The 10132-nt window shown below is 64.9% G+C and carries 11 protein-coding genes; 9 read left to right on the forward strand and 2 right to left on the reverse strand.

Features of this window, described 5'->3' with window-relative positions; genetic code table 11:
- Positions 1-9 precede the first annotated feature (9 nt).
- Positions 10-954 (reverse strand): GGDEF domain-containing protein, encoded by a 945-nt coding sequence (locus tag QZ609_RS20305; RefSeq protein ID WP_295498707.1) that lies wholly within the window; start codon positions 952-954, stop codon positions 10-12.
- A gap of 449 nt (positions 955-1403) precedes the next feature.
- Between QZ609_RS20305 and QZ609_RS20310 the strand changes: the two genes are divergently transcribed.
- The 5 genes from QZ609_RS20310 (at position 1404) to QZ609_RS20330 (ending at position 4643) form a co-directional block, all read left to right on the forward strand.
- Positions 1404-1733, forward strand: coding sequence for a killer suppression protein HigA (locus tag QZ609_RS20310; RefSeq protein WP_295498710.1), 330 nt, complete (start codon positions 1404-1406; stop codon positions 1731-1733).
- The gene (locus tag QZ609_RS20315; protein ID WP_295498712.1) at positions 1726-2850 is read left to right on the forward strand and encodes a helix-turn-helix domain-containing protein; all 1125 of its coding nucleotides are present in this window, start codon (positions 1726-1728) and stop codon (positions 2848-2850) included. Before QZ609_RS20310 ends, QZ609_RS20315 begins: the two co-directional genes overlap by 8 nt.
- 60 nt (positions 2851-2910) lie before the next feature.
- Positions 2911-3282 (forward strand): hypothetical protein, encoded by a 372-nt coding sequence (locus QZ609_RS20320; RefSeq protein WP_295498715.1) that lies wholly within the window; start codon positions 2911-2913, stop codon positions 3280-3282.
- 85 nt (positions 3283-3367) lie between these two features.
- Complete coding sequence (locus tag QZ609_RS20325; RefSeq protein WP_295498718.1) at positions 3368-4303, forward strand: bestrophin family protein; 936 nt, start codon at positions 3368-3370, stop codon at positions 4301-4303.
- Between the two features lie 25 nt (positions 4304-4328).
- Positions 4329-4643, forward strand: a complete 315-nt coding sequence (locus QZ609_RS20330; protein WP_295498721.1) for a YciI family protein — start codon at positions 4329-4331, stop codon at positions 4641-4643.
- 57 nt (positions 4644-4700) lie between these two features.
- Here QZ609_RS20330 and QZ609_RS20335 read toward each other — a convergent pair whose 3' ends face one another.
- The gene (locus QZ609_RS20335) at positions 4701-5489 is read right to left on the reverse strand and encodes an IclR family transcriptional regulator (RefSeq protein ID WP_295498724.1); all 789 of its coding nucleotides are present in this window, start codon (positions 5487-5489) and stop codon (positions 4701-4703) included.
- A gap of 214 nt (positions 5490-5703) precedes the next feature.
- Between QZ609_RS20335 and QZ609_RS20340 the strand changes: the two genes are divergently transcribed.
- Genes QZ609_RS20340 through QZ609_RS20355 form a run of 4 tightly spaced genes read left to right on the forward strand, consistent with a single transcriptional unit; the run spans position 5704 to position 9224 of the window.
- A complete protein-coding gene (locus QZ609_RS20340) occupies positions 5704-6471 on the forward strand; it encodes an ABC transporter substrate-binding protein (protein ID WP_295498763.1) in 768 nt (255 codons plus the stop codon).
- Between the two features lie 19 nt (positions 6472-6490).
- On the forward strand, positions 6491-7162 hold the full coding sequence (gene ehuD, locus QZ609_RS20345) for an ectoine/hydroxyectoine ABC transporter permease subunit EhuD (RefSeq protein ID WP_295498766.1): 672 nt from the start codon (positions 6491-6493) through the stop codon (positions 7160-7162).
- Positions 7159-7920 (forward strand): amino acid ABC transporter ATP-binding protein, encoded by a 762-nt coding sequence (locus tag QZ609_RS20350; RefSeq protein WP_295498768.1) that lies wholly within the window; start codon positions 7159-7161, stop codon positions 7918-7920. Before ehuD ends, QZ609_RS20350 begins: the two co-directional genes overlap by 4 nt.
- Complete coding sequence (locus QZ609_RS20355) at positions 7917-9224, forward strand: FAD-binding oxidoreductase (protein ID WP_295498771.1); 1308 nt, start codon at positions 7917-7919, stop codon at positions 9222-9224. Before QZ609_RS20350 ends, QZ609_RS20355 begins: the two co-directional genes overlap by 4 nt.
- The last annotated feature ends 908 nt before the right edge of the window (positions 9225-10132 follow it).

Below are 10132 nucleotides of genomic sequence, written 5' to 3' on the forward strand. Positions count from 1 at the left end.
CCCGCCCGATCAATCCCCCGCCGCCTCCACCACCCGATCCCGCCCACCCGCCTTGGCCGCATACAGCGCCACGTCTGCGCGGTGGATGAGCGCTTCGGCCGTGTCATCGGCCCGCGCCTGCGCCAGCCCGATCGAGCACGTGTAGCCCAGCGCCGGTTGCCCGGCCAGCGGCCGGCTGGTGCGCACGGCGTGCATCAGGCGGGCGATCTGGTGGCGCGCGTCGGCCACGGTGGTGCGCGGGAAGAGCATCAGGAATTCCTCTCCGCCCTGGCGGCCGCAGGTGTCTTCGCGGCGGGCGCTGTGCTGCATGTGGGTGGCGAAGTCGCGCAGGATGACGTCGCCGGCGGCGTGGCCCAGGGTGTCGTTGATGCGCTTGAAGTGGTCGAGGTCCAGCACGGCAATCGCCAGCGGCTGGTGGTGCGGGGCGGCCAAGCTGGCGCGCAGCACGGTCATGAGGTGGTGGCGGTTGCTGATGCCGGTGAGCGGGTCGGTGAGCGCCGCGCGCAGGGCACGGTCGCGGTCCTGGCGCAGGGCGCGGTGGCCGGTGTGCAGGGGCGTGACGTCGCTGGCAATGCTGAGCAGCCAGCCGTTGGCGTGCACGGTTTCGGTCATCCACAGCCAGCGGCCGCCGTGCAGTTCGGCCTCGAAGGCGCGATACGGCGTCTTGCCCCGGCGCGATCGGGCCGAGGCGATCCACGCGTCGATGTCGTCGGTGTCGATCTGCGCGCCCTCGCGGGTGCAGTGGTTGGCGCGCATCAGCTCGGCCCAGGTCTGGCCCTCCTGCGCGCGGTACGCCTGCACGAAGGCGGCGTTGGCGTAGCGCAGCGTGTCGGTGTGGTCATACGCGGCCACCAGCACGGGGGTGTCGGCCCACAGCGCCAGCATCTGCGCGAGTGGCCCGAGGCCTATGTGCACCGTGTGCAGGCCGTCGAGCGGTCTGGTGTTGGCAAACATGTCGCACCTGTCTTCCCCGGGCGCAAGCGGCCCTTTTTTTCTTGTTGTGCGGACGGGGCACGGCTGCCGGGTCCGTTGGGTGGATTGTGGCAACACGTTTGCGCCGGTGGCCCCGGTGCTTGGAATTGTTTGCAATTGAGGGCGTGCGCACGGGCGTTGGCCGGGGTGGGGCCGTGGCGGGGGCGCGACGTGTGCGGTGGGGGTGGCTTGTGGGCGATCGCGCCTCAACGCCCGCGCGATCGGCAGCCTTCAAAGTGAACCCGACACGGCACAAGCTGTCTGGATGGATGCAATGACGCTTCGGAGATCGCATCCATCCAACCGCACGCGGAGGGCTGCACAAAAGGCAACAGAAAACAGCTCGGGCGACGCGCAGGCGCACTCGTCAGCGGGCGTCGACTGGCTTAGAATTTTACCTGTTCGGTAAAGATTGATAGAATGGGGAGTCCTTGGAAATCAACTTTAAGGACAAGAAAGTCCGAGAACTGTGTGAAAAACAAGCCGCCGCCGAGAAGAAGCTCGGCGCAGCTAGCGCGCGCAAGCTGCGCACACGCCTGAGCGATCTGGAAGCGGCGAGCCGGGTGACGGATCTCGTGGCTGGCAACCCACACCCGCTCAAGGGTGATCGGGCTGGGCAATTTGCGCTCGACCTTGCCGGCGGGTGGCGCCTGGTCTTCAGTCCATACCATGACCCTTGCCCCACACATCCGGGTGGCGGCATTGACTGGTCACGGGTCACCATTATCTGTATTGAGTTCATAGGGGACTACCATGACTGAGCTGAGTGCTCCTTTTGCGCCAGACTGGGTCTCTCCCCCTGGCGACACCATCCTCGACCTGATTGAGGAACGCGGCTGGACACAGTCTGAACTGGCCCGGCGTCTGGGCTATACCGAAAAACACATCAGCCAGCTGATCAACGGCAAGGTGCCGCTTACCGATGAAGCCGCCTTGCGCCTTGAGCGCGTGTTGGGCAGCAACGCTGGGTTTTGGCTGGCGCGTGAAGCCAAATACCGTGAACATTGCGCCCGTCTGGAAGCGGAACGCGCGCACGCTGGTTGGGTTCCGTGGCTGGACGAGCTGCCCATCAAGGAGTTGATGACAAGTGGCGCGATTCCGAAGAGCCGAAACGATGCCAAGCACAAACCCAGCCTCGTTGATGCTTGTCTGCGCTTCTTTGGCGTGGCCTCGCCGGACGACTGGCGCGCCCACTACGGCGGCATGCAGGTGGCGTTTCGGCGCAGCCGGGCGGAGCAAAGCGATGTCGGCGCCATCTCCTCATGGTTGCGCCTGGGCGAGCAGCAAGCGGAAAAGCAGGACGGCCCGAAGTACGACAAGATCCGGTTTGAGAAGGCGTTGAAGGCGATCCGCCGCCTGACCCACGAAACGCCCGGAGTGTTCGAGCCACAGTTGCGCCAGCTATTGCTGGAGGCAGGCGTCGCCTTTGTACTGGTGCCCGCCATCCCGCGCGCGCATGTCAGCGGCGTAGCCCGTTGGCTCAGCCCTACGCGACCCTTGATCCAGCTTTCGCTCTACGGCAAGACCAACGACAAATTCTGGTTCACCTTCTTTCATGAAGCCGCGCACATTGTGTTGCATGCCAATTCGAAGGAAGAGAAGAAATCGGTATTCCTGGATGACCCGAATGCCGGCCACACCACGGACCCCCAAGAGCACGAGGCGAATCAATGGGCAGGCGATTGGCTGATCCCTCCCGAGCACGCTGCGGTGCTGTCCAACGTTCGCAGCAAGGAGGCTGTACGCGTTTTTGCGCGGCAGATTGGCGTGCATCCCGGCATCGTGGTCGGGCGCATGCAGCATGACAGGCTGATCGAGCCCTCGTGGATGAATGACTTGAAGGTGAGCTTTCGTTTCAAAGAGCCGTCTGATAGCTGAACAAGAAGCATCGGAAGCAGACTACGAATTCGTACCTTTTGGAACCGATTCGGAGGAAGAATGCGCTTTGATGCTTTCAACATAGAGACCGCGTTTGCCCAGCTGGCCAAAGCGAAACCCGGCAAGCGGGGCACCGGCTACGATGCAGACGTGTTTAGAGGTGGTCGAGCAAAGACACTCAGCGTGACGCTTGTCAAAGCCACAGACGCGCTGGAGGCCAGAGCAAACGCTTTGTCGTTTCGAGGCGAAGACGCTGAACCTGGTGAGAGCAAAGCACGCATCGACGCGGCCATCGGCAAACTCAGGAAGATTGCCAACAGCATGTCGGCGTCAGATGAAGTCACGCCTGAAAACTACCTGTGGGAGGTGATCGGCTGCCTCGTAAGCACGATCGCGGCACTTCTGGACAAGGCGGAGGCGGCAGGCAACTAACCTCGTTTCAAGGCCCGCAGCACCAGCGCGGGCCTGCCTCGACCATCTGCGATAATTCCCGCACCCCAGCCTCTCCCACCCCGCCATGGTCGTCCGCCCGCATCTGCACTGGTTCCGCATGCTGCTCGCGTGGCGCGGCTCCGTCCTGCCGCAGCTGCTGCCGCGCCTGTTCCTGATCTTCTGCATCTCGCTGGTGGCGGTGGCGGTGCATGCGCATTGGCTGCCCATCACCGTCAACCTGAGCACGACGCCGTTCTCGCTCGTCGGCATTGCGCTGGCGGTGTTCCTGGGCTTTCGCAACAACGCCAGCTACGACCGCTACTGGGAGGCCCGTAAGCTCTGGGGCCAGTTGCTCAACGATGCGCGCTCGCTCACGCGTCAGGCGCTCACGCTGCCGCGCAAGGCAGGGCTGAACGACGGTGTGTCCGAGGCGGACATGCGCGAGTTCACGCAGGTGCTGGGCGCGCTGCCGCATGCGCTGCGCCACCAGTTGCGCCGCACCGATCCGCGCGCAGACCTGGCCGCCCGCCTGCCCGCGCCGCTGCTCGATCGGGTGATGGGCGCGCGCTACCGACCGGCCATGCTTCTGCTGTGGCTGGGCGAGTGGGTGCAAAAACGCACAAAAGACGGCGCGCTCGACGCCTATGCCACGCTGGCGTTTGATCGCAACCTGAACGAGCTGTCCAACGTCATCGGCGGGTGCGAGCGCATTGTCTCCACGCCGCTGCCGTTTGCGTATTCCGTCATGATCCACCGCACGGTGTACTTCTTCTGCGCGGCGCTGCCGTTCGGGCTGGTGGAGAGCATCGGCAACTTCACACCCGTGTTTGCGGTGTTCGTGGCGTACACCTTCATGGCGCACGAGGCCATCGCCGCGCAAATTGAAGAGCCCTTCGGCACGGAAGAGAACGACCTCGCGCTCAATGCCATGTCGGCCATGATTGAGGGGGCGGTGCGGGATATGGTGGGGGAGCCTGCTCTCGCCGATGAAACCGCGGCACGGGATTTCATTCTCGATTGAGTCAAACCCGAAGACGGAGGCTCGTATGCACTACTTCTTCTACAAGCTGATCGGGCCGCGCCCCACCTTTCCCGCCGACATGACCGCCGCCGAGGCCCATCTGATGGCCGAGCACTCGGCCTATTGGAAGGCGTTGATGAAGCAGGGCATGGTGGTGGCGTTCGGGCCGGTGGCGGACCCAAAAGGGCCGTACGGCGTTGCCATTGTTCAATTGCCGGACGGCACGCTCGCTGATGCCCAGGCGCTGGCCGCTGACGATCCGGTGGTCAAGGGCGGCATCGGGTTCCGCGTTGAGGTGCATCCGATGATGAGTCTGGTGGTGCCGGAGATGTTGGGCTAGCCGGCCTATTCTCCGCACAATCTGCGGAGATTGGACGGCCCATTCACCGCTAGCCGCTTACCCCAACGCCCGCACCGACGTACTGATCGCCCGCGCGCACTGCAGCAGCGGCGGCGCCAGCTTCGTCTCCATCTCCTCCGCAGTCCATCGCCCGGTGGGCGCCACCAGGTGGATGGCGCCCAGCGGCCGCCCGTTGCCGCTCACGATGGGCGCGGCGAGCGTCATGTCACCCAGGAACAGCTCTTCGCAGTTGACGGCGTAGCCGCGCTGGCGCGTCGTGCGCAGCGTTTGCAGGATCTCGGCCACATCGGTGCGCGTGTGCATGGTGTGCGCGACGCGGTCTGACGCTTCCACGATGGCGCGCGCCTCGGGCTCGGCCAGGGCGGAGAGGTAAGCCCGGCCCGAGGCCGTGCAGTACATCGGGATGCGGCTGCCGATGGGCATGTGCACCGGCACGAAATGCGCGCTCACGAAGCGCGCCACGTACACCATCTCGCGCTGGTCCGGCTCGGTCAGGCAGGAGGTTTCGGTGGTCAGTTTGGTCAGCTCGGCCAGGAAGGGGTTGGCCACGTCGATGAGCGTGTCGGCGGTCAGGTAGTTGAAGCCGATCTTCATGACCGCCGGGGTGAGCTGGTAGCGGCGCGTCTGCGGGTGCTTACGCAGGTAGCCGAGCTGCTCGAGCGTGTAGACCATGCGCTGGGCCGAGCTTTTGTTGATGTCGGCGGCGGCGGCCACTTCGGCAATCGTCATGGTGCGGCGCTGCGCGTTGAAGGCGCCCAGCACGGCCAACCCCTTTTCCAGGGATTGATTGAACAGCAGGTCGGGGGCGTCGTTGGCTTCGGTCATGAGATGTGCTGCTGAAGTTGCTTTAGCGAGTGTGCCGGCACCCAAAGAATCGCATATCGATACACATGCGTCGATTAATGGTTTTCCATAATTATAGGTCGATGCAAGACGTTCGAAGATTGGCATGCTCGTTGCATGAAGGTGAGCCCCCGCCATCACCCTCCCGGTGATTCGCGTTCGGGGTGCGTCGTTTTCCTGTTCCCTGGAGGATTCCATGTCTGTCGTCACCACTTTCCGCCGCGCCGCACTGGTCCTGTGCATGCTCGGCACCGCGTCGTTCGCCTGGGCCCAGGGCGGGGCCACGCCCACTTACAACGTGGGTGCCACGGCCACCGGCGTGCCGTTCACCTTCCTGGATGTGAAGACCAATTCGATCCAGGGGATGATGGTCGACACCGTCACCGCCGTGGGCAAGGCAGGTGGCTTTAACGTGAACGTGCAGCAGACGGTGTTTGCGGCGCTGATCCCGTCGCTCACGTCCAACAAGATCGACATCATCTCGGCGGCCATGCTAAAGACGCCGGCGCGCGCGCAGGTGGTGGACTTCTCCGACCCGGTCTATTCGTACGGCGAGGGCCTGATCGTCAAGGCCGACGACGCCAAGGCCTACACCTCGCTCGACGACCTGAAGGGCGAAGTGGTGGGCGCGCAGGTGGGCACGGTGTTCCTCGACATGCTCAACAAGAAGGGCATCTTCAAGGAAGTGCGCAGCTACGACTCGGTGGCCGACATGACGCGCGACCTGGCGCTGGGCCGCATCAAGGCGGGCCTGGGCGACCAGCCCATCATCGCGTACCAGATCCGCCAGAAAACCTTCGAGGGCGTGAAGCTGGCTTCCGGCTACAAGCCCGCCAACGTGGGCGACGTCTGCCTGGTGGTGCGCAAGGGCGATGCGGAAACGCTGGCCCGCATCAACAAGGCCATCGCCAAGATCAAGGCCGACGGCACGCTGGCGGCCATCGTGCACAAGTGGGGCATCTGAGCCGGATGGGTGACGCACCATGAGTGTTGCAACGTTTCTTGAGCACGCGCAGGACTTCCTGCCGATCCTGCTGAAGGGGGCGGTGATCACGGTGGAGGTGACCGTGCTGTCGTTCCTGCTGAGTAGCGTGATCGGCCTGGGGCTGGCGCTGATGCGGTTGTCGCCCATCCAGGCCGTGTCGACGGCCGGGGCGACCATCGTCAACATCATCCGTGGGCTGCCGATCATCGTGCAGCTCTTCTATATCTACTTCGTGCTGCCGGATGTTGGCATTCAGTTGACGGCGTTCCAGGCCGGCGTGATCGGGCTCGGCATTGCGTACTCCGCCTACCAGGCCGAGAACTTCCGCGCCGGCATCGAGGCGGTGGACCCCGGCCAACGCGAGGCCGCCCAGGCGATGGGCATGCGCGGCGCGCTCATCATGCGGCGCGTGATCCTGCCGCAGGCCTTCCGCATTGCGCTGCCGCCGTATGGCAACACGCTGGTGATGATGCTCAAGGATTCGTCGCTGGTGTCCACCATCACGGTGGCGGAGATGACACGCGCGGGGCAGCTGATCGCCTCGTCCACGTTCCAGAACATGGCGGTGTACACGCTGGTGGCGCTGCTGTACCTGGTGATGAGCCTGCCGCTGGTGTTCGGCCTGCGCCGGCTCGAACGTCGCATGGGCGCAGGGAGGGCCAAGCCATGATCGAGATCCGTGAGCTGCAGAAGCACTTCGGCGACCACCACGTGCTGCGCGGCGTAAGCCTGCATGTCGACAAAGGCGAAGTCGTCTGCCTGATCGGCCCCTCGGGCTCGGGCAAGTCGACCGTCCTGCGCTGCATCAACGGGCTGGAGTCGTACGACGGCGGCGAGATCCGCGCCTTTGGCGAGCGGGTCGACCGCGACGGCAAAACCATCCACACGCTGCGCAGCCGCATGGGCATGGTGTTCCAGCGCTTCAACCTGTTCCCCCACCGCAGCGTGCTGGAGAACGTGATGGAAGGCCCTGTCTACGTGAAGGGCGAGCAGACCGAGGCCGCGCGCGCCAAGGCGATGGCGCTGCTGGAGAAGGTGGGCCTGGCCGCCAAGGCGCAGGCCTACCCGAATCAACTCTCCGGCGGCCAGCAGCAGCGCGTGGCGATTGCCCGCGCGCTGGCGATGGAGCCCGAGGCGATGCTGTTCGATGAACCCACCTCCGCGCTGGACCCAGAGCTTGTCGGCGATGTGCTGGAGGTGATGCGCGCGCTGGCCCGCGAGGGCATGACGATGATCGTCGTCACGCACGAGATGGGTTTTGCGCGCGAGGTGGCCGACCGCGTGTGCTTCCTGCACAGCGGCACCATCGTCGAAGAGGGCCCCGCTGCGCAGGTGCTGGGCGCGCCGCGCCAGCCCCGCACGCAAGATTTCCTGCGCCGCGTGCTGCACAAGCCCGCCGATGCGCCTGCGGGAGACCTGGTGCCATGACGCTGCCGCAACTGGACATCGCCTCTGGTGGTGAGCCGCTGCCGCCATCGCTGTGGGCGGCCACCGCGCAGGCCGCGCCGCCCACGCAGCCATTGATGGATTCAATCAGCACAGACGTGCTCGTCATCGGCGGCGGGTACACGGGGCTTTCGACCGCGCTGCATCTGGCCGAGCGCGGCACCAGCGTCACCGTGCTCGAAGCCAACGACCCGGGCTGGGGCGCCTCCGGGCGCAACGGCGGGCAAGTGAACCCGACGCTCAAGCATGACCCGGATGAGCTCGTGAAGCTGTTCGGCGCCGCGCGGGCGGAGCCGTTGATTGACGTGGTGTCGCGCTCGGCCGATCTGGTGTTCGACCTGATCGAGCGGCACCGCATTGATTGCCAGCCGGTGCGCGCGGGGTGGCTGCAGCTCTCGTATTCGGACAAGGCCGTGCCGGCGCTGCATGCGCGGGCAAAGCAGTGGGCGAAGCGCGGCGTGCCGGTGGAGGTGCTCGACCGCGCCGCCGTGGCGCGGCGCGTGGGCACTGACGCGTTTGCGGGCGCGTGGCTCGACGGGCGCGCAGGCGCCATCCAGCCGCTGGCGTATGCACGTGGTCTGGTGCGGGCTGCACAACAAGCGGGCGCCAATGTGCACGGTCACACCGCCGTGACCGCGCTGGAGCGGCAGGGCAGTGAGTGGATCGCCACCACCAGCACCGGCGCGCTGGTGCGCGCGCAGCGCGTGGTGATCGCCACCAATGGCTACACCGGCCCGCTATGGCCCGGCCTGGCGCAGACGGTGCTGTCCGCCAATAGCTTCATCGTCGCGACCAAGCCGCTCAGGGCGGCCGATGCGCAGGCCATCCTCACGCGCGGCGAGACGGCGTCGACCTCGCAACGGCTGCTGCTGTATTTCCGCAAGGACGCAGCCGGGCGGCTGCTGATGGGGGGGCGCGGCTTCTTTAGCGAGCCGCGCGGCGCGCAGGATTTTGCGCACCTCGAACGTTCGCTGGAGCTGCTGTTTCCGCAGTTGGGGCCGCTGGAGTATGAGTACCGCTGGGCAGGGCGCATCGCCATCACGCGGGACTTCATGCCGCATATCCACGAGCCCGCACCGGGGGTGACGATGGCGCTTGGGTGCAATGGGCGGGGGATTGCGCTGTGTACCAGCCTGGGGCAGCACATTGCTGCGCGGCTGACGGGGGGTGGGGAGGCGTTTCCTTACCCGGTGTCGCCGATGACGCCGATTCCATTGCATGGGCTGCAGCGGTTCTACATTGCTGCGGGGGTGGCTTGGTATAGCTTGTTGGATCGGTTTGGGTGAGGGGGTTGTTGGGGTTTGGTTTGGTGGGGGTCTTTTGTTGGTGGTGCATCCCCTGTTTCATCCCCTGCCGGGGCTGACTCACTTTCTTTGTCTTGCCAAAGAAAGTAAGCAAAGAAAGGCGCGCCCGATGCGGCGAAACCCTCCTTGGATTCTTGTCGCGGGGAGGGAGAGGAGGCAAACTCGCTGCGCTCAAACAGCCTCCTCTCTTTTTCCTCCCCGCAACAGAAATTCAAGGCGCCGCATAGGGCCAGAACGTCAACGGCCAAACCGTCGCGAGGCGGGCGGCGGGGCACTGGTCACGCGCCACCGTTTCGCGCTGGCGATCGAAGCAAAAACTGGCGGGGGCGACGATCAAAGGCTGGAACTTGAGCCACCAACCTGGGCGCTCGGATGTTTTCAGGCCGAATGCAGGCCCCAAACCGAGACACTCCAATGTTTGAGGTCGACAATTTCGACCTCAAACTGACGACTTCGACTGTCTGACAATGGATGTTGCGCTCCAGACCGACGATCTCGACTGTCGGAAGGTCAAACGCGGGCCTCGGACTGCGGAGTTGTCGACTGTTTTTGAGCCGAATGCGGGCCCCGGAGACCGGCGATCGACTGTCCGACGGCGAAGCGCGGCCCCCACATCGTGGCGATCGACTGTTTGAGCGCGGAGCCCAAATCTCAAACCGTGGCCATCGACTCTTTTCGGGTGGAACACGCGGGGCAGACAGCCGAATTCGAGGCGTTTGGACGCGAACATGAGGCGCCCAGAATAGCGGTCGAATCACCGCGCGCGGACGACGGCAAGACGAGGCAGAGCAACAGCAAGCGGTGCCATGGGTGGCGCTCAGACGGTGTGGCCGTTCCTGCCCTAGATGGCGCCTTGAATTTTCGTAAGCGGGCGGAAAAAAGAAGGAGGC

The sequence above is a fragment of the uncultured Ralstonia sp. genome (assembly GCA_913056305.1).
Classification (GTDB): domain Bacteria; phylum Pseudomonadota; class Gammaproteobacteria; order Burkholderiales; family Burkholderiaceae; genus Ralstonia.